The sequence below is a fragment of the Bacillus sp. 3G2 genome (genome assembly GCF_044324725.1).
In the GTDB taxonomy this organism is placed as follows: domain Bacteria; phylum Bacillota; class Bacilli; order Bacillales; family Bacillaceae_G; genus Bacillus_A; species Bacillus_A mobilis.
Window position 1 is genome coordinate 3,077,151 of record NZ_CP172246.1, and the last position, 24,703, is coordinate 3,101,853.

At 34.4% G+C, this 24,703-nt stretch carries 29 protein-coding genes and 2 pseudogenes; 11 read left to right on the forward strand and 20 right to left on the reverse strand.

Going from position 1 to position 24,703, the window contains the following annotated elements; all coding sequences use genetic code 11:
- Nucleotides 1–477: 477 nt before the first annotated feature.
- Both ACHZK0_RS15780 and ybaK read right to left on the reverse strand, forming a co-directional pair.
- On the reverse strand, nucleotides 478–1,329 hold the full coding sequence (locus ACHZK0_RS15780) for a hypothetical protein (protein WP_395760642.1): 852 nt from the start codon (nucleotides 1,327–1,329) through the stop codon (nucleotides 478–480).
- Nucleotides 1,330–1,423: 94 nt separating this feature from the next.
- Nucleotides 1,424–1,900, reverse strand: coding sequence for a Cys-tRNA(Pro) deacylase (gene ybaK, locus ACHZK0_RS15785; RefSeq protein WP_395760643.1), 477 nt, complete (start codon nucleotides 1,898–1,900; stop codon nucleotides 1,424–1,426).
- A gap of 340 nt (nucleotides 1,901–2,240) precedes the next feature.
- On the opposite strand from ybaK, the gene ACHZK0_RS15790 reads away from it, so the two are divergent.
- The gene (locus ACHZK0_RS15790) at nucleotides 2,241–3,518 is read left to right on the forward strand and encodes a histidine--tRNA ligase (protein ID WP_395760644.1); all 1,278 of its coding nucleotides are present in this window, start codon (nucleotides 2,241–2,243) and stop codon (nucleotides 3,516–3,518) included.
- A gap of 162 nt (nucleotides 3,519–3,680) precedes the next feature.
- On the forward strand, nucleotides 3,681–3,992 hold the full coding sequence (locus ACHZK0_RS15795; RefSeq protein WP_395760645.1) for a hypothetical protein: 312 nt from the start codon (nucleotides 3,681–3,683) through the stop codon (nucleotides 3,990–3,992).
- A 388-nt stretch (nucleotides 3,993–4,380) separates the two neighbouring features.
- Here ACHZK0_RS15795 and ACHZK0_RS15800 read toward each other — a convergent pair whose 3' ends face one another.
- Nucleotides 4,381–4,761, reverse strand: a complete 381-nt coding sequence (locus tag ACHZK0_RS15800; protein ID WP_395761728.1) for a winged helix-turn-helix transcriptional regulator — start codon at nucleotides 4,759–4,761, stop codon at nucleotides 4,381–4,383.
- A 129-nt stretch (nucleotides 4,762–4,890) separates the two neighbouring features.
- Between ACHZK0_RS15800 and ACHZK0_RS15805 the strand changes: the two genes are divergently transcribed.
- Complete coding sequence (locus ACHZK0_RS15805; protein WP_270607234.1) at nucleotides 4,891–5,574, forward strand: NAD(P)H-dependent oxidoreductase; 684 nt, start codon at nucleotides 4,891–4,893, stop codon at nucleotides 5,572–5,574.
- Nucleotides 5,575–5,729: 155 nt separating this feature from the next.
- Nucleotides 5,730–6,014, forward strand: coding sequence for a DUF1292 domain-containing protein (locus ACHZK0_RS15810; protein WP_073515676.1), 285 nt, complete (start codon nucleotides 5,730–5,732; stop codon nucleotides 6,012–6,014).
- A gap of 201 nt (nucleotides 6,015–6,215) precedes the next feature.
- On the opposite strand, the gene ACHZK0_RS15815 is transcribed toward ACHZK0_RS15810, so the two are convergent.
- Nucleotides 6,216–7,286 (reverse strand): pyruvate kinase, encoded by a 1,071-nt coding sequence (locus ACHZK0_RS15815; RefSeq protein WP_395760646.1) that lies wholly within the window; start codon nucleotides 7,284–7,286, stop codon nucleotides 6,216–6,218.
- Between the two features lie 102 nt (nucleotides 7,287–7,388).
- Here ACHZK0_RS15815 and ACHZK0_RS15820 point away from each other — a divergent pair.
- Both ACHZK0_RS15820 and ACHZK0_RS15825 read left to right on the forward strand, forming a co-directional pair.
- A pseudogene (locus tag ACHZK0_RS15820) lies at nucleotides 7,389–7,544 on the forward strand (alkaline phosphatase); the annotation flags it as partial.
- Between the two features lie 77 nt (nucleotides 7,545–7,621).
- Nucleotides 7,622–7,678 (forward strand): annotated as a pseudogene (locus ACHZK0_RS15825) (exosporium leader peptide-containing protein); the annotation flags it as partial.
- A gap of 17 nt (nucleotides 7,679–7,695) precedes the next feature.
- Here ACHZK0_RS15825 and ACHZK0_RS15830 read toward each other — a convergent pair.
- The 7 genes from ACHZK0_RS15830 to ACHZK0_RS15860 form a co-directional block, all read right to left on the reverse strand.
- Nucleotides 7,696–7,971 (reverse strand): hypothetical protein, encoded by a 276-nt coding sequence (locus ACHZK0_RS15830; protein ID WP_395760647.1) that lies wholly within the window; start codon nucleotides 7,969–7,971, stop codon nucleotides 7,696–7,698.
- A gap of 45 nt (nucleotides 7,972–8,016) precedes the next feature.
- The gene (locus tag ACHZK0_RS15835) at nucleotides 8,017–8,232 is read right to left on the reverse strand and encodes a hypothetical protein (RefSeq protein ID WP_262741183.1); all 216 of its coding nucleotides are present in this window, start codon (nucleotides 8,230–8,232) and stop codon (nucleotides 8,017–8,019) included.
- Nucleotides 8,233–8,363: 131 nt separating this feature from the next.
- A complete protein-coding gene (locus ACHZK0_RS15840; protein ID WP_262741182.1) occupies nucleotides 8,364–9,074 on the reverse strand; it encodes a hypothetical protein in 711 nt (236 codons plus the stop codon).
- A 338-nt stretch (nucleotides 9,075–9,412) separates the two neighbouring features.
- Nucleotides 9,413–10,171, reverse strand: a complete 759-nt coding sequence (locus tag ACHZK0_RS15845) for an SDR family oxidoreductase (protein ID WP_395760648.1) — start codon at nucleotides 10,169–10,171, stop codon at nucleotides 9,413–9,415.
- A gap of 56 nt (nucleotides 10,172–10,227) precedes the next feature.
- Nucleotides 10,228–11,886 (reverse strand): putative ABC transporter permease subunit, encoded by a 1,659-nt coding sequence (locus ACHZK0_RS15850; protein ID WP_375810382.1) that lies wholly within the window; start codon nucleotides 11,884–11,886, stop codon nucleotides 10,228–10,230.
- Entirely contained in the window at nucleotides 11,879–12,604 is a 726-nt protein-coding gene (locus tag ACHZK0_RS15855) for an ABC transporter ATP-binding protein (RefSeq protein WP_000570199.1), read from the reverse strand. Before ACHZK0_RS15855 ends, ACHZK0_RS15850 begins: the two co-directional genes overlap by 8 nt.
- A gap of 89 nt (nucleotides 12,605–12,693) precedes the next feature.
- Entirely contained in the window at nucleotides 12,694–12,888 is a 195-nt protein-coding gene (locus ACHZK0_RS15860; protein ID WP_061680295.1) for a hypothetical protein, read from the reverse strand.
- A gap of 331 nt (nucleotides 12,889–13,219) precedes the next feature.
- On the opposite strand from ACHZK0_RS15860, the gene ACHZK0_RS15865 reads away from it, so the two are divergent.
- A complete protein-coding gene (locus tag ACHZK0_RS15865; RefSeq protein ID WP_395760649.1) occupies nucleotides 13,220–13,579 on the forward strand; it encodes a DUF3796 domain-containing protein in 360 nt (119 codons plus the stop codon).
- Nucleotides 13,567–13,767 (forward strand): helix-turn-helix transcriptional regulator, encoded by a 201-nt coding sequence (locus tag ACHZK0_RS15870; RefSeq protein ID WP_061678929.1) that lies wholly within the window; start codon nucleotides 13,567–13,569, stop codon nucleotides 13,765–13,767. The genes ACHZK0_RS15865 and ACHZK0_RS15870 overlap by 13 nt, the downstream gene beginning before the upstream one ends.
- 50 nt (nucleotides 13,768–13,817) lie before the next feature.
- On the opposite strand, the gene ACHZK0_RS15875 is transcribed toward ACHZK0_RS15870, so the two are convergent.
- Entirely contained in the window at nucleotides 13,818–14,780 is a 963-nt protein-coding gene (locus ACHZK0_RS15875; protein ID WP_262741724.1) for a cytoplasmic protein, read from the reverse strand.
- Nucleotides 14,781–14,870: 90 nt separating this feature from the next.
- Entirely contained in the window at nucleotides 14,871–15,581 is a 711-nt protein-coding gene (locus ACHZK0_RS15880) for a YjjG family noncanonical pyrimidine nucleotidase (protein ID WP_395760650.1), read from the reverse strand.
- Between the two features lie 319 nt (nucleotides 15,582–15,900).
- Here ACHZK0_RS15880 and ACHZK0_RS15885 point away from each other — a divergent pair, with 319 nt between their 5' ends.
- The gene (locus tag ACHZK0_RS15885) at nucleotides 15,901–16,326 is read left to right on the forward strand and encodes a DUF1648 domain-containing protein (protein ID WP_395760651.1); all 426 of its coding nucleotides are present in this window, start codon (nucleotides 15,901–15,903) and stop codon (nucleotides 16,324–16,326) included.
- Between the two features lie 38 nt (nucleotides 16,327–16,364).
- Here the strand turns inward: ACHZK0_RS15885 and ACHZK0_RS15890 are convergent, their stop codons facing one another.
- The 3 genes from ACHZK0_RS15890 to ACHZK0_RS15900 form a co-directional block, all read right to left on the reverse strand.
- Nucleotides 16,365–17,387, reverse strand: a complete 1,023-nt coding sequence (locus ACHZK0_RS15890) for a tyrosine-protein phosphatase (RefSeq protein ID WP_395760652.1) — start codon at nucleotides 17,385–17,387, stop codon at nucleotides 16,365–16,367.
- A gap of 89 nt (nucleotides 17,388–17,476) precedes the next feature.
- On the reverse strand, nucleotides 17,477–18,316 hold the full coding sequence (locus ACHZK0_RS15895; protein ID WP_395760653.1) for a hypothetical protein: 840 nt from the start codon (nucleotides 18,314–18,316) through the stop codon (nucleotides 17,477–17,479).
- 51 nt (nucleotides 18,317–18,367) lie between these two features.
- Nucleotides 18,368–19,090, reverse strand: coding sequence for a GNAT family N-acetyltransferase (locus tag ACHZK0_RS15900; protein ID WP_270341543.1), 723 nt, complete (start codon nucleotides 19,088–19,090; stop codon nucleotides 18,368–18,370).
- Between the two features lie 123 nt (nucleotides 19,091–19,213).
- Here ACHZK0_RS15900 and ACHZK0_RS15905 point away from each other — a divergent pair, with 123 nt between their 5' ends.
- Nucleotides 19,214–20,053, forward strand: coding sequence for a DUF2785 domain-containing protein (locus tag ACHZK0_RS15905; RefSeq protein ID WP_395760654.1), 840 nt, complete (start codon nucleotides 19,214–19,216; stop codon nucleotides 20,051–20,053).
- Between the two features lie 17 nt (nucleotides 20,054–20,070).
- Entirely contained in the window at nucleotides 20,071–20,520 is a 450-nt protein-coding gene (locus tag ACHZK0_RS15910; protein ID WP_262741719.1) for an NUDIX hydrolase, read from the forward strand.
- 315 nt (nucleotides 20,521–20,835) lie between these two features.
- On the opposite strand, the gene ACHZK0_RS15915 is transcribed toward ACHZK0_RS15910, so the two are convergent.
- The 4 genes from ACHZK0_RS15915 to ACHZK0_RS15930 all read right to left on the reverse strand — a co-directional run bounded on the left by ACHZK0_RS15915 (nucleotide 20,836) and on the right by ACHZK0_RS15930 (nucleotide 24,698).
- Entirely contained in the window at nucleotides 20,836–21,219 is a 384-nt protein-coding gene (locus ACHZK0_RS15915; protein WP_078214456.1) for a hypothetical protein, read from the reverse strand.
- A 187-nt stretch (nucleotides 21,220–21,406) separates the two neighbouring features.
- Nucleotides 21,407–21,979 (reverse strand): histidine phosphatase family protein, encoded by a 573-nt coding sequence (locus tag ACHZK0_RS15920; protein WP_395760655.1) that lies wholly within the window; start codon nucleotides 21,977–21,979, stop codon nucleotides 21,407–21,409.
- A gap of 218 nt (nucleotides 21,980–22,197) precedes the next feature.
- Complete coding sequence (locus tag ACHZK0_RS15925) at nucleotides 22,198–23,352, reverse strand: 1-deoxy-D-xylulose-5-phosphate reductoisomerase (RefSeq protein ID WP_087952159.1); 1,155 nt, start codon at nucleotides 23,350–23,352, stop codon at nucleotides 22,198–22,200.
- Between the two features lie 92 nt (nucleotides 23,353–23,444).
- Complete coding sequence (locus ACHZK0_RS15930; RefSeq protein WP_270607259.1) at nucleotides 23,445–24,698, reverse strand: MDR family MFS transporter; 1,254 nt, start codon at nucleotides 24,696–24,698, stop codon at nucleotides 23,445–23,447.
- Between the last annotated feature and the right edge of the window lie 5 nt (nucleotides 24,699–24,703).

Here is a 24,703-nt window from a genome sequence, read left to right on the forward strand (position 1 = left end):
CGTCCTATTATCAGTAGTAAAGAAAAAGGAGAACCCTGCTCTCACAAGGGAATCTTTTTTTAGTTCTATGAATCTATACATTTTTTATACATTCCTATCCTAACGCGATTTTAGCGTTCTTGTTTGTTACTGGATTAGCCAAAAAACTGTATAAAATCTTGCATACTCTTAGCGTGGGATTTTTCCAAAATACTGGCAGCCCGACCTCCACTTAACTTCTTTGCTTCCGCTGAATTTTGAGGCGGGGGTCTTACTACCCGGGATAAAATCAAAGGAAGGAACATATTTGATATGTTCCTTCCTTTTTATTGTGGGGTACCGATACATAGCCATCTAGTTAAGATTTTGAAGTACTTCAAAATCAAACATTTCATTTCAACACAGTTTTCTATGTAAATCCAGTGAACAGCTTATTTGCATAATTTTCAAAAGCGGAAGTTAAAAATTTTTAGTTTCTGGCTCAATTAAAACACTACTTTAATCTAGAATTTCAAGTGATTTCAATTTTTCAATTATCATTGACTTATATTTGATAGCTTCATACTGTGAATTATCAATTTTTGTCTTTTTTATATTTAACATATTAAATATTTCTCTTTCAATATCTCTTCTTGCTTCTAAAACTTTAATTGTTCCGTCTAAACCGTGATAGCCTTTCATTTTCCCATACCCTTGATTTGTATAATACTCAATAAATCCAGCAGACCATTCTTTATCTCTTTCATTAAATACCTTTCTGAATGAGAATTCCAAATCATCTTGTTCTATATAAAACAATACTGGATTTAATTTCTCTATGATTTTCGCTAATGCATTAATATAACTTATGACTTTCTCTTTTTTTTCACCATATTTAACCATCCCGATTGTTAATGGATTTTGTATGAAGCAACATTCAAAAATATAAATTTTATTTTCGGTGTTGGCTATTTCAACAAAATCCCTCCATTTTTCAGTTATTAATTCAATATTCCTCTCTAGCGGTAATTCATAAATATCATTTTTGAAAATGGTATTTAATAAATTTTCAGGAAAATTAGAGTTGTATTCACTTCTAATTTTTTTATATGGCAATACATAATTGTTTTCACGCTTCGTGGCTCTATCACTAATTACTGCCCTAAAATCACCACTATTCACTAACAAACTTTCGAATTCACTTTTATCAAAACAAGATACCCCATCATAATCAGCAGGGTGGTCTGGATTCCCTTCAAGAAATAACTCAACGTCAATATTTTTTTCAATTAGAATATCGTAAAGCAAGCTTGCAGTGGTGGATTTCCCAAAGCCAGGAAGCCCTTCTACTATGATTAATTTTGTATTCAAAAAAATCTACACCTTTCTAAGATAAAACAGACTAATTTCCCTATAAACCATTATCTAAATTTAATAAAACTAGAACTTCTTTTCCTATGTATCATTATTTCGTTATTTCACCAAACTGTGCTCTCGTCACGTTCGCCAAGTCATCCACTTTCAGCTCGATTTGTATACCAATTTTCCCGCCGCTTACTATGATCGTTTCAAGCGATTGCGCACTCTCATCAATGCATGTTGAAAATAACTTCTTCATCCCTACTGGTGAACAACCACCGCGAATGTATCCTGACACTTTCGTAATATCTTTTACAGGAATCATTTCAATCTTTTTTTCACTTACCGCTTTTGCAGCAGCTTTTAAATTTAGTTCTTCATCTACCGGGATGATAAACACATGATAATTTTTACTATTCCCTTGAGCGATTAACGTTTTATATACTTCTCGCACTTCTCGTCCAATTTTTTCAGCTACTGATATACCATCAATTTTTCCATCGTCTGGATCATATGACATCATCGAATATTCAATTTTTTCTTTATCTAATATTCGCATCGCATTTGTTTTATCTTTTTTCATAACGGTCTCCTTAAAAGGTTATTTCATATTATTAAGTTTTATTATACACCCTTTTCCATTTCTCCTACATAACTTCACGTATATTTCAAAACTAAAAATATTGATAATTCAAAAATCATCTGATATAATTTGGAAAAACTTATGTTAAGGAGAGATTTGTCATGCGAAATATTAATACTTCTTTCCAACTTCATCATCATACGTAACGCCGTGTATCCGAAGAAAATTTTTTCTTCGTGGGTACAGGGCTTTTCCTGTTGACCCACGAAGCGTTCATAAAGCTATGTGGGTATTTTTATACCTGCATAGCTTTCTTTAATTTAAAAAAGGAGTGATTATAATGGAAATGAAAAATGTAAAAGGAACGAAAGACTATTTACCAGAGGAACAAGTGTTGCGAAATAAAATTAAAAGAGCTTGTGAAGACACGTTCGAACGATACGGATGTAAACCGTTAGAAACACCAACGTTAAATATGTATGAGCTTATGTCTTACAAGTACGGCGGTGGCGATGAAATTTTAAAAGAAATATATACGCTTAGGGATCAAGGAAAACGCGACCTTGCCTTACGCTACGATTTAACCATTCCATTCGCAAAAGTCGTGGCAATGAATCCGAACATCCGCCTTCCTTTTAAACGGTATGAAATTGGGAAAGTATTTCGAGATGGGCCAATTAAACAAGGAAGATTTCGTGAGTTCATTCAATGTGACGTTGATATAGTCGGTGTAGAATCAGTTATGGCAGAAGCGGAACTTATGAGCATGGCGTTTGAACTGTTCCGAACGTTAAACTTAGAAGTAACGATCCAATATAATAACCGAAAATTGTTAAATGGTATTCTCGAGTCCATTAACATCCCTACTGAACGAACGAGTGACGTCATTTTATCATTAGATAAAATCGAAAAGATTGGGATTGATGGTGTAAGAAAAGATGTATTAGAGCGCGGAATTTCTGAAGAAATGGCTGATACGATATGTAATACCGTTTTATCTTGTCTAGAGCTTACAATTGCTGACTTTAAAGAATCTTTCAATACTCCACTCGTTACCGATGGAGTAAACGAATTACAACAATTACAGCAATATTTAATCGCCCTTGGAATAAATGAGAATGCTATATTCAATCCATTTTTAGCACGAGGACTTACAATGTACACAGGCACCGTATATGAAATCTTTCTAAAAAACGCCTCAATTACATCCAGCATTGGTAGCGGCGGTCGATACGATAATATTATTGGGGCATTCCGTGGCGATAATATGAGCTATCCAACAGTCGGCATTTCATTCGGTTTAGACGTTATTTATACAGCACTCTCACAGAAAGAAACGATATCATCTACAGCGGATGTATTTATCATCCCACTCGGGACAGAATTACAATGTTTACAAATTGCCCAGCAATTACGTGCTACCACTTCCTTAAAAGTCGAACTCGAACTAGCAGGACGCAAATTAAAACGCGCCCTTAATTATGCAAATAAAGAGAATATCCCTTATGTGCTTATTATTGGAGAAGAAGAACTTAGTACAGAAACCGTTGTGCTGCGGAATATGAAGGAAGGTAGTGAGGTGAAGGTTCCCCTTTCTTCTTTAAATAGTTATTTATAATACGAACCACCCTCGTTTGGGTGGTTTTTCTATTTTATAGATAACGAAACAATTAGTTTACATAAAATAATTACATTCTACTAAAAACCACAAGTATTTAATATCCAATCACCTATTATTTTTGGTAATATATAGATATGAATGATTTTAGGAGGATTTACTTTGAAAACTTACATACAAGCACTAAAGTGGACCACAGGGATCTATCATCTTTTATTGATTCCTTTTTGTTTTTTATTTCTAAGTCGTGTTAACCTTTATGGGATACCTTTACTACTATTGATTGCTTTACATATCACTACTATTTTATTATCTAAAAAAGCAGGCATGAATACGTCCCCTCATTATATCGGTATTATCGTTACTCTCATTGCCTTCTTTCCTTATATAGACATCGTTCTACATATTATAGCGGCCGTTTTCCTTTTATTAGACGCTGTTTCTATGAATGCAAAAGAAGTGTATGATTCATAGCTGGATAAAATAAAACTTTAATCAGTAGAGTTTTGAATTAGGTTAGCAAATTACAAAATTAATCTTACAAACTAAACTTATTGCTAACACCCAAAAAGGATTTACTTTTTAAGTAAATCTTTTTTATTTAAATTTGTATTCCTTACTTCAAATTAATAAAAGAATATTCTGTTTTAATTTTACGAAATTCTAAATATTTACAATTAAGATGAATTAACATACATTTTAGTTACACAAAAATATCTAAGTTTAAAGGAGATGAATGCATGCTTAAAAAATTAATAGTAGGTGCAGTAGTAGCCATTTCAGCAGTTGAAGTTAAAAAGTAAAAAATATAGAAATAAAAGGTGTCTTCCCGCATGGAAAACACCTTTTATTTCTACAACTCTTAACTATTGTTTTTCGTATTCCTACTCTCCAAAACTTTCTCCATATTATGAGTTGCCCATTCCATCATTAATAGAATCATTGGACGCAGTGATTCACCAAGTTCCGTTAACGAATATTCTACTTTCGGAGGCACTTCACGGTACACTTCACGATGTATAATGCCATCCGCTTCAAGTTCTCTCAGCTGTAGTGTTAGCATTCTTTGTGTGATATTAGGTTTTAATCTTTTTAATTCATTAAATCTCTTTGTACCATCTAATAAATGATACAAAATAACCCCTTTCCATTTTCCACCAATAACCTCAACCATAGCTTCCACTGGACAAGAATATTTATTTAGAAATGGGTAATTCATATTATTTTCATTCGAACAATCCATCATAAATCCCTTCCCTTACCAATAGTATCTTTTTTGATACTATAACACATAAATGTGCGTACTTGTATCTATGTTACTTTAAAAATATAATTTACTTACAAAAACAAATTAATGAAAAGAGGGACTTTTATGACAAATACAAAACAAATTACAAAAGAAAAAATTATGGAGGCTTTCCATTTCAGACATGCATGTAAGGAGTTCGATCCTATGCACAAAATTTCAGAAGAGGATTTTAAATTCATTTTAGAAACAGGCAGATTATCTCCTTCTTCTTTTGGTTATGAACCATGGAAATTTATTGTCGTACAAAATAAAGAATTAAGAGAAAAACTACAACCGTATTCATGGGGCGCTGGTGGGCAACTTGCAACAGCTAGTCACTTTGTTATTGTTCTTTCAAGAAATATTAAAGATATGCATTATGATGCAGAGTATATTAAATATATGATGAACGATATTATTGGATTACCTGAAGACACTCAGAAAATTAGATATGAATTCTTCAAAAAGTTCCAGGAATCAGATTTTAACTTATTACAATCCGATCGTGCTGTATTTGATTGGGCATCTAAGCAATCTTATATCGCTTTAGGTAATATGATGACGAGTGCAGCTCAAATTGGCATTGATTCTTGTCCAATAGAAGGATTTGATAAAGAGAAAGTAGATTCTTTACTTCGTCAAGAAGGTATTATACAAGGCGATAATCTTGAAGTGTCTGTTATGGTTGCCTTTGGTTACCGTAAAGAAGATCCAAAGCGTGATAAAACAAGACAGACTATGGATACAATTGTTGAATGGATTAAGTAATATAGCACTCACTAATAAAACTCCTTATAGCTATTTACGTACTCTAAAGAAGAATCAGTTGTTTTTCCAATGTATGAAATTGATTTTTCATGGAAAGATATATTAGTATGTATGCAGTTTAAACGCTCTATTTTTTAGAGTTGAACAGGAGGAGAATGAATATGTCTGATATTGAAGTTGGCGAAGTGTTTACACTTAGTGATGAGAATAATGAGGATCAGGAAGTAGAAGTACTTGGAGCGATGGATGTTGAAGGTGCTGAATATATCGCAGTTGCCTTCGTAGAGGACATTCAAACAGAATCTGAGGAAGACATTGATATTTTCTTTTTAAAAGTAGAAGAAGATAATGAGTTTTCATACATTGAAAATGATGAAGAGTTTGATAAAGTATCTGCTGCTTTTGATAAAATTTTGGATGAGCAAGAACAAGAAGAATAGGAATGAAAAACACGAGGGCGGATGCATATCCGCCCTCTTTTTATTTATCCCGCTATTCGCCGGGCAGTAAGACTCCCACCTCAAAATTCAGCAAATGGGGAGGAGTTAGGTAGGAGATCAACTGCCCGTAAAAGCCCGATTGGTTCAACTAATAATCAGTGGGAGATGGACAACCCCCCCACTGATTAAAGTTTCACTTTATCACTCATATAGAGACTCATGCAGCAATTCCAGTACATCTTTCATCACAAAAGGACCATCTTTCTTCACATGCTCAGCGAATTCAGAAACGAGACGCAATGTTTTTACACTCTCAACCGGGTGCTCGCCGGATGCACTTTCAGCAGAAAGCATAACAGCATTTGTCCCGTCTAGCACAGCTTGAAACACATCAGTCACCTCAGCTCTTGTTGGAATAGAATGATCTACCATAGATTGAAGCATTTGAGTTGCTGTAATAACATATGTATTCGTTCGATTACATTCCTGAATCATCATTTTCTGCAAGAGTGGAATAAATTGATACGGCAACTCTACTCCTAAATCGCCCCTTGCAATCATAATTCCGTCTGCTTCTTTACATATCTCTTGAAAATTCTCGATTGCTTCCATCGTTTCTATTTTAGCAATTAAATTTGGCGAAGTTTCTTTATGCTGCTGTATAAAATCACGTATTTCTTTTATGTGATCAGCTTTTCGCACAAAAGAACATGCGATAAAATCGACACCCTCTTCTAAAAGAAACTGAATATCTTTTTTATCTTTCTCTGTAATAGCTGGTAAACTAACGATTGCTCCTGGTAAGTTCACCCCTTTATGAGAGGAGATATTACCACCTGTTTTCACCTTTGTTTCTATTTTATCCATACTTACCTTCTCAACGATTAACTCAACTTCACCATCATTCATTAAAATTCTACTTCCAACTTTCACATCATTCGCGATTCCTTCATAATCAACACTTGCTTCCTTATTGCTCCCTGTAACTGGCTGCGTATGCAAAGTAAAAGAATCTCCCGCCTGAAGTGTAATTTGTTCTCCTTTTACTTCACCTAACCTTATTTTAGGACCTTGTACATCGCCTAAAATTTTAATAGAATCATCTAACGATTTGACTAAATGAATAATATCTTTATGACTTTCATGCGTGCCATGTGATAAATTCAACCGCACTATTTTCATGCCATTGTTTATTAACTGCGCTAACGTATCTTGATTATTACTTGCTGGCCCAATTGTACAAACTCGATCGATTGTCATATTTATCACCATCCTTTTTATAAATGGTTCCCATAAAATAAAGAGAAGATTCTTTTTATTGACATGACCGTACAACTTAAAAAGGCAAATAGGTTTTATGTGAGGAGAGTTTTTGTTGAAGAAGAATGCAAATTTCGTCCAGTTTCCAACGTCTTAGAAGGTGCAATACGTTCGGGCCGCACAACAGGAATTGTTGCTACATCAAAAATTCAGTATGCTACTCCGGCTAGTTTCTCTTCCCACCACGCTAGCCGCAAAAATCTTGAAATACAATCACTTGTCCATAACACTTTGTTCTACTTCTACATTTACTATTAGTAATACGATCTTTTCAGAGGTGAAATATAATGGACAAGTTCTTATCTTCTGCTGCACTAAATCCAAGTTTAATTGGGCCTACCTTTCCACCTGTTCCACCTTTTCAATTTCCTACAGGACCCACTGGTTCTCCCGGAGCTACTGGCAACACTGGACCTACCGGAAACACTGGATCTACCGGAAACACCGGGCCTACTGGCAACACTGGACCTATCGGAAACACCGGGCCTACCGGAAACACTGGGCCTACCGGAAACACTGGGCCTACCGGAAACACTGGGCCTACCGGAAACACTGGGCCCACCGGTGCTACTGGGCCTACTGGTTTTAATCTTCCTGCTGGACCTGCATCTATTACCTTAACTTCTAATGCAACCACAGCATGTGTATCCACCCAAGGAAATAATACTTTATTTTTTTCGGGTCAAGTATTAGTAAATAGTAGTCCTGCTGCAGGGGTAGTAGTCAGCTTTTCATTTAGTAATCCTTCTCTTGCTTTCATGGTTCCCCTTGCTACCATCACCAATGCATCTGGTAACTTTACCGCTGTATTTCTATCCGCAAATGGACCTGGAACAGTAATCGTTACTGCTTCACTTCTCGATTCTCCTGGAACAATGGCTAGCGTCACAATTATCATTGTGAATTGTCCGTAGTGGTTTTATTTTGTTCATCGGGATGTTCTTTTCAAATGAATTTCTTAACGCCCACCGAAAATGAACAATATCGAAACAAATTAAAAAAAGCCTACTCACAAGTAGGCTTTTGAAACTACGAAAGTTTCGTCAATAACTGATTTAAATCTTTTTTCGTTTTCGTCGTTAATGATTTCATTTTATTAATATCAATTTTTTCTTTCTCCGCTCCTACAATTAACGGATACATACTTTGTCCGATTGTTTTAGATTCAGCTGGATGTGATGCTTCTAACTCTTTCTCGATTACATCCCACTTTTCATTAATTTGTTTTCCAAGTTTATTTACTGTTTCTAATTTAGGGTTTGCAGCTAATTGCTTGTCTAAGCTTTCAATTAATGCAGCAACTTCTTTAACATTTGTTTTCACAGCTACGCTTTTCTTTGAATCTTTCGTTGTTTTTCCGTTTGCGTTTGTACTTGTACTTTGATCTGTCGTTTTTCCACTAGTCGTTTGATCATTCGTTTTTCCTGTCGTCTCTTTTTCTTTTGTTTTCACATTCTCATTTTGAGATGATGTTTTACCGTTACTTTCTGTTCCTGATGATTCTTTCGTATTTTTTGCATCTTTATCTGTTTTTTCATTTGAAGAAGTATTTGTTTCTTTTTCATTATCTTTCGTTGTTTTTGATGTCTCATCTGCACTTGTCGTTTTTGCTTCTCCTTCATTTTGCGCTGTTACTTGTTCTTTCTTGTCTTTCTCTTTATCTGCTGAAGGACTACAAGCTGCCATAGTAAGCATTGTACCAATTGTTATCGATGCGATAGCGACCTTTTTCATTTTCATATAAATCCCCCTATGTTTACTTTATTTATCCTCCCCTTTACGATTCGATTTCCCCTTAAAAAATCCCTTTTCATATGAATTACCATCTTTCCGACAGTAATCTTCATAATAATACGTACAAAAACTGATAAACCTATTTGAACATTCGAGTTTCTTCTACTACATTTTTCTCCGCTCTAGCAAAAGAAAAAGAGTATATTGTCACATGAAGAAATACTATCTTCATATGACGATATACTCTCCTATCAAATTTTTATCTTTACTGACATTTTATTTAAACAAAAAAATAAAATTTTCTTTCATTTTTTTGTTTCTCAATAGTTGTTAACATAATATATTTATGAGTAACCACCATTTGAATGAATAACTTGACCCGTAATCCATTTTGCTTCTTCACTTACTAAAAAAGAAATTAAGCGTGCTGCATCCGCCGGTTCTCCTACTTTACCTTGCGGAAACTTCCATACTAAATGATGTTTCAGCTCCTCTGTAATCCATCCTGTATTCGTTGGTCCTGGATCAACTGCATTTACTGTAATCCCCTTCTCCATCGCAACTGGTGCTACTGATTTTGTAAATGCTTCAATTGCTCCTTTCGTCGCTACGTATGCTAGTTCATCAGGCATTGGTCCTAATGACTGCCCTGACGTAAGATTAATAATACTGCCACTCGTTTTCAGCGCATAATGTTTAATAAATAATGAACTTAATAACATAGTAGCACGGACATTCACTGTGTAATGTTTATCTAACTGTTCTACATTTAATTCTTCAATTCTCGTATGAGTAGCATATGCTGCATTATTAATTAAAATAGATGGATCACCTAAACGTTCTGAGACCATATAAAACAAACGATTTGGCGAATACGACTGCGATAAATTGATTTCTGCCATTTCACATCGAACACCTAAACTTTCAATCTCCTCTTTCAACAAAAAGGGCTCTTTGTCATGCATTCCCCACGGCATCGCTTTATCATACTGAGACCAGTACGTGAAAAAAATGTCTATCCCTTCTTGAGCAAGCACCTTGCATACAGCTGCACCAATTCCATTCAGACGAGTTGCCCCTGTTACAATTGCTATTTTCTTCACCTTTTCTCCTCCATCTATGGATAAATCCCCTGCACGAATACAGAGGATCTATCTTTTTATTCAATATTTGCCAATATGCGTTCTGCACCTAATTTTAATATTTTAATTAAAATATAGTTGGCAATGGTAAACAATACAAATAAAACAATGAACATAACCCACAGTCCTACTTGAAGGAAGAAGTATAATAAACTTACTCCCGCTACAATAACTAAAGCTATAAAGATATTAGCTAAAAAATTCCACAAAGTTGTATATCGGCTCTTAAATAATTTCTGCTCTGTATCCCAATGTATATCTGCAGTTTGTGCATCCCAGCGTGTACCAATTAAATTAATTAACAATAACCCGTTCGCACTTAGTAAAAACCAAAGGATCATGAATACTGGTGAAACTCCTGCTACAACTGCCATCGTAATACCGAATACTGCTAGAATGAACACATTAATTAACCAAGCCGTTATCGCTTTTGCAAAAAAGATATCCGAAGCTTTTACTGGTAAATAACGATTCACAAACCATGAACTTCCATCTCTTGAAAATGATGTTGTTGCGATAACGTTACTTCCCATTAAAAATAACGATGCACAAAGACCAACGCCAATTGCAAGACCTGCTGATTTTGGATTATCAATATACCCTGTGATCCACTTTAAGTTTCCATCTTGCACGAATAAAACAAAGAATAACATAATCGGCATAACGAAAGTTTGTACGATACAATTTAAGAAAAATTGTGGTGTACGGAATAACGTTTTAAATTCTTTTTTCACATACGCTTTTAAATGTGAACTTTGTACCGTTGATTTCTGTAAACCTTCTGCTGAAATAACCTCTTTTTTTGCTGTACTCGTTGAAAGTCCAATAACCCCTTTTAAATATGTACGCTCTGCAATGTAATAAAACAACACAAAGAATACAAATGAAATAAGTGCAAAGATGATTACGTATAAAGGACCCTTCCAATTTGCATTTTCTACTAATGCCACTGCTCCGAAATATGTAGTTGGAAAATAATTAGTCATTTGTACTAAAAGTGAAGATTGGTTGTTCGCAAGATAATTCGTAAGTGCATCTTCAGAAAACGAGCTTTTATTTTTCCACTGTAAAAATACATTAATTCCTACAATAAATAGTATACTTACGATTCCAATAAATATATTGCCTCGATCTTTATTTTTCGCTATATTTGTATACCTCATAATAACTGTCATCAGTAAGGAAGCTAATACTAACGGCACAATCGGGAAAAGTAAGTAAATAAAAATCATGTATATGTAATATGTAATAAATGCGCCACTTTTTAACCCATACGTAATAAAGATTGGTAATAAAATAAATGAACTCATTACGTATTGTGTAATTAATACCGTTAAAAATTTTGCCGAAATAATCTGTGCTGGTTTCAATGGTAATGGTAATAACATTTCAATGTCATTACTATAGTAAAATACAGTTAAAATGTTCGTTATGCTCATTAAAAATACCCATATACTCGCAATTGCAAGCCCCATTGCGATAATCATTCCTGGGTCTTGCCCTAAATGTTTCATCCCTTCATACATTCCGTGCGTCATCGAACCAAAGATTAAAAAGCCGACAAATAAAATGGCTGCAAATGAAAAGACATACGCCCATCGCTTCTTCTTATCTGTTATAAAATCTGCATAATTTAATTTCAATAATACTTTCGTTAACGTCCAAATTTTACTCATTGCCCGTCATCTCCAAGAACATTTTTTCAAGTGATTCATTGGATTTAAAATGATCTCTCATTTCATCTAAATTCCCTTTAAACTGAAGATTTCCCTTATTAATAATTGCAACGCGGTCACATATTTTTTCTGCCACTTCTAATACGTGTGTCGAGAAAAATACGATTTTTCCTTTATCCGCATGTTCTCTCATCATCTCTTTTAAAATATATGCGGATTTCGGATCAAGTCCTGTTAATGGTTCATCTAAAATCCATACATCTGGCTCATGCACGAGCACACCAATAATAACGATTTTTTGTCTCATACCGTGCGAGTAACTTTGAATTTGATCCGATAACGCATTGTAAAGATCAAATTTCTTCGCTAAAGACTCAATTCGCTCTTGTCGTACTTCTTTCGGCACTTCATACATATCTGCCATAAAGTTTAAATATTCAATTCCCTTTAATCGTAAAAACATATCTGGGCTATCTGGAACATAACCAAACGTCTTTTTCGCTTCCATCGGATTTTTCATAATATCTTTACCGTTAATCGTAATCGTTCCTTTGTCCACCCCATGAATACCAGTAATCATCTTAATTGTCGTTGATTTACCCGCACCATTCGGTCCTAAAAATCCAAAGATTTCTCCACTAGGCACAGATAAACTTAAATCTTTTACTGCATAGGTAGACCCATTATAACTTTTCGACACATTCGTAATTTCAATCATTCCATCCAATCCTTTCCTTAATTACCAAATAACTATATCAATATTATAGCATACTTCTATTTTTAGATTTTTATATTTTTTCAGTTTTTTTAACCTTTAAAATAAATATACACGCCTAATCCAACGATTAAAACGACAGCTAGTAAAATATAGATTATCGTCAGCCGTTTAATATTCCCTTTTGTCGCTTTACTATAATTCGCATCACCATTCCGCCCAATTAACACCGTTGCCACTACAGTAATGACTACAAGTAATACAACGATCATGATCCAAGTTAGCATTCCTTCCTCCCCTTCCTTACAACCATTTTACAATATTATCCTCTTTATTTCGCAGTATATTTCCTCTTTTTACTATTATTATGAAAAGAATTGGAAAACTATTATTATCACACATTTCTATATGTGATATATTTATAACATAATGTGATTTATCCCGCTTTAATGGGCAGTAAGACCCCCACCTCAAAATTCAGCGAAAGCAAAGAAGTTAGGTGGGGGATCAACTGCCCATTAAAGTCCGATTGGTTCAACTAATAATCAGTGGGGGATGAAGAAAACCCCCACTGATTAAAGTTTCACTTTATTTCTAACATTGAAAGGAGAATCTATCGTGAAAACAACTTGGATTAAATATTTAGGATTTCTCGGTTTCTTCGGATTTCTCGGCTTTTTTTATGAAAAAGGATTGTTTACTATGTTTTGTTTCTTCTCCTTTTTTACAACGTATAGAACGGTTCAACACGATGAACTATTTGAACAAATCGTCAATAAATCGTGCCGTAATGCCTTTATCGTTACATTACTAACTACCGCTATCATTATGTTTATTGAAATGTTATTTCCAAATCCGACGCTACAAGAGATTGATATCGCTCTTATTTTCAGCACACTCATTCTTACGTTCGGCTTCTCTATATTCTTTTACGATAAACCTGTTGATGAAACGGAAGATGCGCCATGGCGTTCGTAACGAAAATAAAAGAATACCGCGCCAAATCGAACATGACACAAGAAGATTTAGCGAAAACTGTTGGTGTACGCCGTGAAACAATTAGCCATCTCGAAAAAGGTAAATATAACCCTTCCTTGCAGCTTGCTCACGATATAGCAAAGGCACTTCATAGTACGATTGATGAGATTTTTATTTTTGAGGATTAATTAAAAATACCGGCATTCTTTTTACAAAGAACACCGGTATTTCTCATTTATCACCCATACAAAACAGCATGAAATACGCCTAATAATAAGTATTGATCCTCTATATAACCCTCATCATATACAGTCATCTCAATATCATACATATCTTCCTCTAGACGAATATTCCAATCTGCGATTACATAGCCGTTTCGTAATAACTTCCCAAGCCCAATTGTAGTTTTATGAACAACATATTCTTCTGTCTTATATGTAAAGGTAAATAAGAAATTTGCATCTAGTAACTTTCCGTCACATACAAGTATTTCATGCTTCGCATCATTATGATCAATGTACGTTACTAAAATCCTTCTTTGACGCTGCCTACTTACATCCTTTGCAATGACGCGAATATTGTCCTTACTATCCTTTATTTCGTAAATGATATTACTACCAACCTTCGGAATAAAGTCTAGCACTTTCATCAACGTATTTTTATAATAGCCCCGTACTGCGCCTACTCTTTCGCTTTCATTGTAAACTTCTATCGACGTCGTATCCGCTTTACTATCACACAGTCGTTTGTAAGAAAGCTGCATCATTCGCTCTCCTCTTAAGTACTGATCAAACGTCACAGGATATTCTATCGCGCGCAGTTCCTTATTTAGCTCATATAAATAACGCCCGACGCTCTCTACTAATGTTGTAGTGGATATACGCTCTTGAAGTTCAAATTGCTGCCAACTAGAAGAAACTCTCCACTGATCGTCCTCTTCATAAAAGAAGCCGAGAATTACTTCCTCACGGTCACTCGTTTCATAATTCATATGTACGTTTTGACCGTGTTGCACTTGTTCCATCCACTGTCCTAAATAAATGCCGAGCTCTGCGACCTTCATACATGACTTCTGAAAAAATACGCTATCACTCGCGTGAATCGTTAAATCCCCTTCAATAAAACCCTTTGTATACGCATCATACTTTGGCTCATCCTTCTGCGGAATAGCCTTGTCTAACTCAAATAAAAACGTTAACATCTTTCACTCACCTCTAGTTATTACACCGATCATACTTATATATTGACCGCAACTCAAATTATATCGACGATCCAACAAATATCAACACATTTAAAATGAAGCTACCTTTTCTTTCGCCACTTCCGCAATTTCTAAAATTTGTAGCAGGCTCTTCACTTCATAAGTCGGCTTAATGCTTGCCCTATTTTCTTTCAAACTTGGATTATACCAACACGTATCAATGCCGTAATCTTCTCCGCCTTTCATATCAGAAGTTAGCGAATCTCCAATCATTAGTACACTTGATTTATCAGTAATCCCAAACTTTTCAAATGCATAATCAAAAATCTCACGTGCTGGTTTTTGATGACCAACCTCTTCTGAAATAATAATATGATCAAAGAAATTGCATAAAGGCGAATTTCCAATTCTCGATTGTTGCACCTTCGTATATCCATTCGTAATAATACCTAACTTGCAATCTTGTAGTATCTCACATAATTGCACTGCACCTTCTATAAGGTGTACTTCTTTCCCTAAGTTTTCAAGGTATACATCACTAAATTGCTGTGCATCTACTTCTATATTATAAAGCACAAATAGTTGTCTAAATCGATCTACCGCTAATTCACTTAGCGTAATCATTTTATTTTCTAAGTCTCTCCATAATCCATTACTAATCTCTTTATAACTTGCAAGATAATCATTATACCCTGTAGGCATCCCGAACTGTATAAACGCGTTATGCAATGCATTTCTTTCCGTTTCAGGAAAATCTAATAATGTATCATCTACGTCGAATAATATAACTTTATATTTCATTATGATCTCCTCAACTAGTACGTTATTTACAACTTGTATTTTCTCATTAATTCGCCCTTAAGTCGAACTTTTTTCCTTTATGAATAGTAGCTGTATAGAAATCTTACAGTTGTTTAAGGAACACAAGTCATGTTATTCAAAAATAATTAATTGTGAAAATACTATAAATTTGAGATAATTTGGATAATGAATCTAATTTTTAAAAAGATAATAAAGGAATAGAAAGGGGCGGAAAAACATAGTAAATTCATGGGAAAGACCTAAAGTACAAATCCAAAAAACAAAAAGTGAATGGATTGGAGATATCATTGGATATTCATTGTTCTTTGGATCAATCATTTTTTTGATCATCATTTGGGGAAGATTGCCCGAGGAAGTGCCCGCACATTATAACGCATATGGGGCTGTAGATCGCTGGGGATCAAAGTGGGAACTTTTGCTTTTGCCAGGAATAGGACTATTCATACTCCTTTTAATGCAGACTTTAGAAAAGTTTCCAGAAGTACATAACTATCCACAAAGACTGAATGAATCAAATGCTAAAGAGTTTTATTTAAATAGTAGAAAAATGCTAAATCAATTAAAAAATGTCTGTTTACTTATTTTTGCTTTCATCCAATTTGAAACCATTTCAATCGCTCTAGATTGGAGCGGTGGTTTCGGAAAATTATTTTTACCGATATTGTTAATTGGGACAGCTATTCCAGTTATCATAGGAATAATAAGGCAACGACAAATTTCATAATAGAAACAGGAGGCTAATCCAGTTAGCCTCCCTTCTTCTTATTTATCCTCTAACAATAACACTTTCATTTCCTCTAACGACTCTTTCGTAAAGCCAAGTGCTTTTTCAGCATACGCTTCAACTGAACCGTATTGCTTTTTCACTTCATCAATCGCAGCTTGTAAATACTCAGCACGAGCTTCAAACATCGCACCTAATATCGCTCTACTTTCATCGTTTTGAAGTTTTGCACCTAAAAAGGCCATCATTTTTTCATTTAACTTTTCACGGAAGCCGTTACTTAGTAAGTAATCTTCCATTACTGTTTTTTCTGGTACACCTAGTAAAAGCAATAATAATGCTGATCCAAATCCAGTACGGTCTTTTCCAGCTGTACAGTGGTTTACTAACGGTAAGTTTTCCGGGTTTTGCGCTAAGTTTAAGAAGCTCACGAATGCTTCATTACCACTTACGAAATCTTGATTCATTTTCACAAGATACTCACCTGGCTTCCCTAACATAGAAAGGTCACCAACTTGGAAAAATTCATTTATGTTCAAGTCTTTCGCTAAATCTTGCATAACTGGTAGGCACACTTGACGAGCACCTGTAATCTCTGGATTCGGCTTATGCTTCACTTCAAAGTCTGTACGGTAGTCACAAATTAGCTTTAAGCCAGACTTTTGTAAATAGTCGATATCCCACTCTGTTAGTCCTGCTAATTCTTCAGAACGGTACAACTTACCCCATTTTACTTTACGGCCTTCAGTCGTTTCATATCCTCCCATATCACGGAAGTTAAACGCGCCTTGTAATGGCAATCTACGCTCAGCTACTGTCACTGCTTGTCCATTACTTCCTACTAGTCTAAAATATGGACGCTCATTTTCACTAGGGTTTTCAATTGTACATGATGACTCTCCATTTACCGTTGCAAGTAATTCTCCATTTTCTTCGATATGATCTGGTGAAGTACTCCAGTAAATACGAACTTCTTCTATATTATTTTCCCACTTTATATATAACGTATTATCTTCATTTCTTTTTACAGTCGCTTGTAACCAATTTCTTTGCTGCTCCATTCTTTCACCAACGCTTTCTTATATAATCGAATCTTTCTTTATTGTATTATAGAAATATCTATTTTGTCGTTCTCATTTTTCTTTTTATCTTACAAATAGGCAAGAAGTTCTTTTACTTGTTCATAAGTTGTACACGGATTCCCTCGAAATACGTATGTAATTTGTTCATCACCCAAATCTTCATATACAACTGTCCCGCGATCAGGGTTCGAATAAAACTCTAATCCATTTATAATTTGTTTTGGGCCATAATTCATTGTCCAAGAAGAAACAGGATAGTACGCTTTGTTTTTATGCCGACAAACCCAAAGTGCGTATAGTTTACTATCTTCGTCCCAGTATACATACTGTATTTCATCATTTCCGAAACCAACTGATTCAAGTTTCCAACTTAACTTTTCATGAATTGATAATTTAACATAGGATACGTCTTCGGGAGCATTCCACTCACGACATCTTCCTATCTCACCCATTTTACCTCTCTTCGCTTGAAAGCTTAATAAGTGAAATGGTGTATGTAATATCCTTTTCGCAAGCTCCATATTTACCGGTTGTAATTCAATTAGAAATCGTTCCATTTCATCTTGGTTTATATATCCGCTATCAACAGAAACTTCAATTTGTGTTTTCCATCGAGATGTAACGTAACTTTCTTTTCCTTTATAATTTACACCTTTCCAATACACAAGCCATTTATATTGAAAACAATCTCCTTTTGCTTGAGAAATACAACTATCCGGAAATACTGGCTCCATTATATCTAGAAAAAACTCTTTTACCCGAAACATTCCAGTTGGAGTAACAACCTGAAACCAAAAAGTTTCCCACTTTTCACCTTCATAACGTTCTGAAACCTTTTCAACTTTCCAATTCTCTAACAATACATCTGGATACAGTAAAACGAATGAATGCATAGATTGCTTTAACATATATAGTCCCCTCCCGCTATACGAGTTCGAGAGTATACACCATTCATCCTCCTAAAACTTCCTCACATATCGCTCAGTACTACCCAGCAACTGACATCCGTTCTTTTCAAAAACATCCTTCATCCACTCATTTTGTACATTTGTCTCGCCAATATAATAAGATGCACCTATTTCTTTTAAGACAAACATTGCTCCTGTAAAGAATGCTGCTTCATACCCTTTATTTCGCATATTTGGAGCGACTGCGAAATACATGAGTTTCCCCTCTTCTAACGTACCTCTCTCAATATGCGGGATTACAATTCCTATCGGCTCTTCATTGATACTCGCTGTTAAACAATGCTCTTTCCATTGCTCACCAATTTCTTGCAACATCATATTTACAAATTGATCATAATCGATTTGTTCTCCCGTCACTTCGTTCCAAAGAGAATAAAAATTATTTTCTCCTACTTCTTCAATAAGCTTAAAATCAATTTCACTTTCTACATCTTCTACTTCATATATATCCTTAAATACAATTATGTTTTCAGTAACATATTCAAATGCATACGTTCCGAAGCATTTTTTATACACATCATAATTTGGACTTTTTGAAGAAATCTCAAAATGTAAATTTTCTATTCCCTCTTTTTCAGCCTCAGTAACGCAATACTGCATGATTTCCTTTAATTGCTCTTCTGTAAAAGGCTCTGCATTATTTTCTTTTATCATGATAGAAGAAGCATTTCTTCTTATTTTAAAATGTTTTTCTAACTGTTCTATAGTCATCATATACTTCCCTCATCTATGTCATACTCGAATTTCTACTTGTTCTCCTTGCATGAGCAGGATTGTCCTTGAATATATAGAATACTAGAAAACATCGCATCTTTAAAGTGCGGAGGAGGTTCTCCATTGGATATTTCAGCATTGCAACAACAGTTAGAGCTTATACAACAAAATGACTATACGCAACTGCAACATATAGATATTAATGTGTTAACATTGAACATGCTTCAGTATGTCGGAACGACTGATAGTTACGTTCGTTACCAACTTATATATAAATGCTTTTCCTATTTCATTCATCATGAATTCCTTATGGATGATCAGCTGAAATTACTTCTGCAAACTTGTTTAAGTGATGAGTATTTATATTGTGACATTCACTCCCCACATACAGATGGGGTTTTCACACGTTCTTACACTGTTTCGTTAATCGCGCTAATACTCCAATTCGCTAACTCGCACTACTTTTTTACAGAGGAGGATATCGAAGAAATAAAAAACAAACTCATTACATACACAAACTTAGAAACAGATTTTCGAGGCTATATCGAAAATAAAGGATGGGCTCATTGTATTGCCCACGTATCTGATGCCTTTACTGAAATTGTTCACAATTCCTATACGACCTTTGAATGGTATGAAGAATTAATTCATTGTTTATTAAATAAAATTTTTATCCCATCGGATCTTTTTCATAATAATGAAGACGAACGCATTATTACGCCGTTACTAGCAATGCTGTATCATGACTTCCCACAAGACGAGTTAGTCTCTATTATTCATAAAAAAATAAAAAGGCTTCCCCAAATTAGGAAACGCCTTTCGCTTAATGAGTATTGTATTTTATGTGCTAACATTAAAACCTTTTTACGTACATTATTTTTCAGAACGAAAGATGATCATAACTTAGCCTATACAGCACGTAAAACAGAAAGAATGTTAAAAGAACTTCCTAATTATTATTAAATGTAAGGAGAAAAAATATGGGTTATATTGAAGACATGAGAAATTTAGTAGGAAATCAACCACTTATTTTAATAGGGTCACACGCCATTATCTTAAATGAAAAAGATGAAGTACTGTTGCAGCTACGTACAGATTTTAACCGCTGGGGCATTATTGGTGGCGCATTAGAATATAACGAAACATTAGAAGACGCTTTAAAGCGAGAAGTATATGAAGAAACTGGACTTATTATTAAAAATCCAGAACTATTCCGTACATACTCTGGACCAGATTACTTTCAAATCTATCCAAACGGCGATCAAGTACATGGTGTACTCGTTGTTTATATTTGCCGAGAATTCAATGGTGAGTTTGTATGTGATCAAACAGAATCAAAAGAATTGCGTTTCTTTCCGCTTGATAAATTACCTAGTACTCTTCATCCAGTTATTGAGGGGATTCTTCGCGATTTTCATCACTCCAATTAAAAATACAAATAAGCAATATATACAGAAAATAAAAATTGACTCACTCAGTGGTATGTCCCCACATCCATCAACTTAAGAAAACAGATTCACCCCAAAACGAAAAAATGAGCTTAATTCTCAAATATAACTGTCGAAAGGTAAAATTTTTGTTTGGGTGGTGCTTCAAAATATTAGCTTGATAGCGATGGGACTGACCCACTAATACTATATTTTAATAATAACTCTTTTCATGAAACAAAACTCAGTTATTATTCTAAACTATTTTTTAGATTTAACAATAACAAGTGTGCTTCTTTACCTTTCAGATAGTCTCTATTATTCTAATTTCTTCATTTCTTTCAGCCGTTCTATATCCTTTTCAGAAGCGTTTTCTATTTTATACAGTTCATAGCTACCCTTTATCTCATCTATCACTACAAATTCAACTTCATTCCGAACATAGCTTTTGGTTTTCCACTTTTTATAACCAATAACATTATCTAATATAGTTTTTCCACTATCTTTTTTATATAAATTATAGCTAACAGGTGGACGTCCAATTACATACTTATTATCAGAAAATCCGACTATATCATCCCTTCCTAATCCTGTCGAAACACTCCAGACAAAAATAATCCGAAATATAGAAAAAACAACAATACCACATATGAAAAAAAATAGGATTGATTTAAAAAATAGCTTTAAAGATATCCTGTTCAAAAACATCCCCTCCCATTTCACCTCGGGATAGCAAGAACAAAACGTGAATTTTGTACGCTAAGAAACCGAATTTTTTAGATTTTTGAAATCAGTCCCCCGTCAGTGGCATAAGAAAAAGAGTTACCGCAGTAACCCTATTGCTTATAATACACGTCACTAGGAAAAGCTATGGATGAATAAAGTCAATCTATGAAATTTCCCACAATCTTTTAACCTCCACCAATTCCTGTCCATTGAATTCCATTCTATATATATCTGGCTTTGATGTCTGTAGTAAAAAATTCAAATCATACTTCCTGTCATAATACCCCATCATCAACGTCATAATAGCTCCATGAGTGCCTACTACTACTTTCTGTCCTCGATAGGTGTTTAATAATTCTTTTAAGACTTTTATAGCACGTTTCTGACAGTCGACATTAGACTCTCCTCCCGTTAAAGCAAAGTCGGGGTCTAAAAATGACTTTTCTATCAAAGGAAATAATTCTTTATCCGACATTCGTTCCTCTTCAGCAATAAAAATTCTCTCTTTTAAGTCTTCAAATACTAAAACTTCTTGTCCTATTTGCTTCGCTAACTGCTGAACAGTTAGAATTGAACGATTGTATGGACTCGAGATAACAACGTCGATCCCCTCACCTTGTAATATATCTGTTATTCGTTGAACATCTAATTTTCCTTTTTCGGTTAATCCTCTTGTTGCTTCTTTTCCAAACTTTGGTGAATCTCCGTGCCTAACCATATATATGAAAGTTTTCATAATTACCTCCAATTTTTTTAGTTTTCTTTATTCCGTATATAGCTTATATTAATTAAAAAGGACTTTCCCAATGAGCATAACTAATAATTACTATAAATCCTTCTGCATGCGATATCTTAAACACATTTCTTTACAATTCCACAAACGTAAATGTATAAAAACAAAAGAACACGTAAAATGGAGAGCTAAAAAAGACGAGTTCTGTTCTAGCTCTTATTTCATTTTCTAATTAATAATTCGTTTGCATATTCACGAGCCCAACGATCGGCGTCTAATACTGTTTCCAAATCTGGATTTGCAGTGCTATGATGAGCTTCAAGAGTAGAATAAATTGTTTTTTCGATATCAAAAAACGAAATATTATTTTGTAAATATAGCGCATTTGCAATTTCATTTGCTGCATTTAAGACAGCTGGTGTTGTACCACCAATTTTCCCTGATTCATACGCATAATGTAAGCAAGGGAATTTTTTGAAATTTGGTTTTTCAAAGTGTAGGCTAGCTATCTCTAGTAGGTTTAATTTTTTATAGTTTGATTGTAATCTAGTTGGATAATGGAATGCATATTGAATTGGCATTCTCATGTCAGGAGCACCGAGCTGTGCCATGATGGATCCGTCTATAAATTCAACTAAAGAATGAATAACACTTTCTTTATGAATTAAAACATCAATTTTCTCATACGGGATATCAAATAACCAACGTGCTTCCATAACTTCAAAGCCTTTGTTCATTAATGTAGCTGAATCAATGGTTAGTTTTGCTCCCATTAACCAGTTGGGATGCTTTAAGGCATCTTTAGCTTGTAAGATTTCCATTTCCTCACGTGTTTTATCTCGAAATGCACCGCCTGAAGCAGTAACAATAAGCCTCTCAATTTCTTGAGTATTTTCCCCATTTAAACATTGAAAAATGGCAGAGTGCTCACTATCTACTGGAATTAAGCGGCAGCCGTTTCGTTTCGCTAAATCTGTCACAATATGCCCTGCTGCAACTAATGTTTCTTTGTTCGCAATTGCTATATCTTTTTTCGCTTTTAATGCTTCAATTGTTGGAAGGAGACCAGAGACACCGACAACTGAAGATAATACAAGATTAGAATCAGGGTAAGTTGCAACTTCAATTAATCCATCTGTTCCATATGTGACTTTTGTGTCCGTAGAAATTCGCTTCCGAAGTGCATCTGCTAAATCTTTTGTGCTTACGCTTACAATTCGAGGGTGAAATGTATGTATTTGTTGTTCGAGAAGGTCAATATTGTGATTTGCTGTTAAACCAATAATTTTAAAATGTTCCGGATGAGAAGTGACTACATCTAATGCAGACGTACCAATTGAGCCAGTTGAACCAAGAATCGAAATATATTTTACCATGATAATTCCTCCAAATTTGTATTCTCCCTCTTTACACACCTATCCTACGATTCTATAGAAAGAATAGTGTATATTTCATTTTAAGTACTATATTATATTAAAATTTTATTCAATCTTTCCTGTGATTGACTACTAGTTCTAACAAACAGACCGTTATATAGGAAGAATGCCCCTATTATTACAATCATACCAATATAAACAGACATCATCGTAGGAATTAAGAATGCACCGACGATAATAGTCATTCTTGCAATTAGGTCCGCTCCAATATCTGATAGACCCGCAAAGGCTGAATATGATCCTCTCTTGTCAGCTGGAATCATATTAGCTTGTTCTGCATTTCTGATTGGTGAGTAAACAAGTTCACCAACAGTAGCAATAAAGTTAAAAATAATTAGTACGTACCAAGTGTTTGAAGATGTTACTGCCACATAGCCTATCCCATAGAGCACAAGACCTAAAAGTAACGCCTTTTTCCCACTTATATGATCTGTAAATTTATTTATAATAAATGTTAAACATACTACTAAAAGCATATTTTGTATATTAAGAATACTTAGCATCCTCACTCCTACTATTTCAAAGTCCCCAATGCTTATTGGATTGAATGTTTCTGAAAGTCGTACACCAATATAACTGTTTAAAGAAAACTCTGCCGCAAATATGCAAGTAGACCCTATTACAACTCTTAAAAATGCTCTATCTTGAATAGCAATTTTATAATTTTGAATTAGATCCAGTACTATATTTTCCTGCCTTTTTTCTAAGCACTCTTTAACTTCTGTAACTAGCCAAATTTTATAAGCAATCGGTACTGTAGCAGAAACACAAGTCAGTAGTATAAACAACTCTTGTTGATGATTAATGTATAAAAAACCACCTAATGCTGCACCAATTGCCATAGAAAGATTCATAAGCCAATAGTCAATTGTATAGACAGCCTTTCGATTTTTCGGTGTAGTTGAGTCTATGATGATAGCTTGCATGGATGGACGCCCAAGACTGCTAGTTATTATAAAACCTACATAAGCGATTGCAAATAACCAAATCATCTTATCTGTCGGATATAAGCTTAAAGTCATGAATAAAAACATCAAAGTACTAGAAAAAGAAGTTAACAATAAGATTTTCTTTCGTTGAAATCGATCTGAAATGTAACCTCCAATTAAATTTGAAAAAAAACTTAACATAACCGTTAAGATTAAAAATAAACCAGCCCATACTTTATTTATTTCTTGAGCAAAAAACAATGCCATAAAAGGCATTACTGCTGATGTAACAGCACGATTAAAAAATGATGTAATTAAGCGTACTTTTATATTTTGTTCAAATTCTTTCCAATTCATCGTAT

What these genes read in the sequence shown, in the direction of transcription:
- ACHZK0_RS15920 (WP_395760655.1), bottom strand. Translation starts at nt 21,979, where the DNA reads ATGAAAACTTTCATATATATGGTTAGGCACGGAGATTCACCAAAGTTT.
- ACHZK0_RS15930 (WP_270607259.1), bottom strand. Translation starts at nt 24,698, where the DNA reads ATGAATTGGAAAGAATTTGAACAAAATATAAAAGTACGCTTAATTACA.
- ACHZK0_RS15805 (WP_270607234.1), top strand. Translation starts at nt 4,891, where the DNA reads ATGACAAATACAAAACAAATTACAAAAGAAAAAATTATGGAGGCTTTC.
- ACHZK0_RS15925 (WP_087952159.1), bottom strand. Translation starts at nt 23,352, where the DNA reads ATGGTAAAATATATTTCGATTCTTGGTTCAACTGGCTCAATTGGTACG.
- ACHZK0_RS15815 (WP_395760646.1), bottom strand. Translation starts at nt 7,286, where the DNA reads ATGGTGATAAATATGACAATCGATCGAGTTTGTACAATTGGGCCAGCA.
- ACHZK0_RS15910 (WP_262741719.1), top strand. Translation starts at nt 20,071, where the DNA reads ATGGGTTATATTGAAGACATGAGAAATTTAGTAGGAAATCAACCACTT.
- ACHZK0_RS15810 (WP_073515676.1), top strand. Translation starts at nt 5,730, where the DNA reads ATGAATATGTCTGATATTGAAGTTGGCGAAGTGTTTACACTTAGTGAT.
- ACHZK0_RS15840 (WP_262741182.1), bottom strand. Translation starts at nt 9,074, where the DNA reads ATGAAAATGAAAAAGGTCGCTATCGCATCGATAACAATTGGTACAATG.
- ACHZK0_RS15900 (WP_270341543.1), bottom strand. Translation starts at nt 19,090, where the DNA reads ATGATGACTATAGAACAGTTAGAAAAACATTTTAAAATAAGAAGAAAT.
- ACHZK0_RS15860 (WP_061680295.1), bottom strand. Translation starts at nt 12,888, where the DNA reads ATGCTAACTTGGATCATGATCGTTGTATTACTTGTAGTCATTACTGTA.
- ACHZK0_RS15875 (WP_262741724.1), bottom strand. Translation starts at nt 14,780, where the DNA reads ATGTTAACGTTTTTATTTGAGTTAGACAAGGCTATTCCGCAGAAGGAT.
- ybaK (WP_395760643.1), bottom strand. Translation starts at nt 1,900, where the DNA reads ATGAAAAAAGATAAAACAAATGCGATGCGAATATTAGATAAAGAAAAA.
- ACHZK0_RS15870 (WP_061678929.1), top strand. Translation starts at nt 13,567, where the DNA reads ATGGCGTTCGTAACGAAAATAAAAGAATACCGCGCCAAATCGAACATG.
- ACHZK0_RS15880 (WP_395760650.1), bottom strand. Translation starts at nt 15,581, where the DNA reads ATGAAATATAAAGTTATATTATTCGACGTAGATGATACATTATTAGAT.
- ACHZK0_RS15850 (WP_375810382.1), bottom strand. Translation starts at nt 11,886, where the DNA reads ATGAGTAAAATTTGGACGTTAACGAAAGTATTATTGAAATTAAATTAT.
- ACHZK0_RS15855 (WP_000570199.1), bottom strand. Translation starts at nt 12,604, where the DNA reads ATGATTGAAATTACGAATGTGTCGAAAAGTTATAATGGGTCTACCTAT.
- ACHZK0_RS15895 (WP_395760653.1), bottom strand. Translation starts at nt 18,316, where the DNA reads ATGTTAAAGCAATCTATGCATTCATTCGTTTTACTGTATCCAGATGTA.
- ACHZK0_RS15890 (WP_395760652.1), bottom strand. Translation starts at nt 17,387, where the DNA reads ATGGAGCAGCAAAGAAATTGGTTACAAGCGACTGTAAAAAGAAATGAA.
- ACHZK0_RS15800 (WP_395761728.1), bottom strand. Translation starts at nt 4,761, where the DNA reads ATGGATTGTTCGAATGAAAATAATATGAATTACCCATTTCTAAATAAA.
- ACHZK0_RS15835 (WP_262741183.1), bottom strand. Translation starts at nt 8,232, where the DNA reads ATGATAATTGTGACGCTAGCCATTGTTCCAGGAGAATCGAGAAGTGAA.
- ACHZK0_RS15790 (WP_395760644.1), top strand. Translation starts at nt 2,241, where the DNA reads ATGGAAATGAAAAATGTAAAAGGAACGAAAGACTATTTACCAGAGGAA.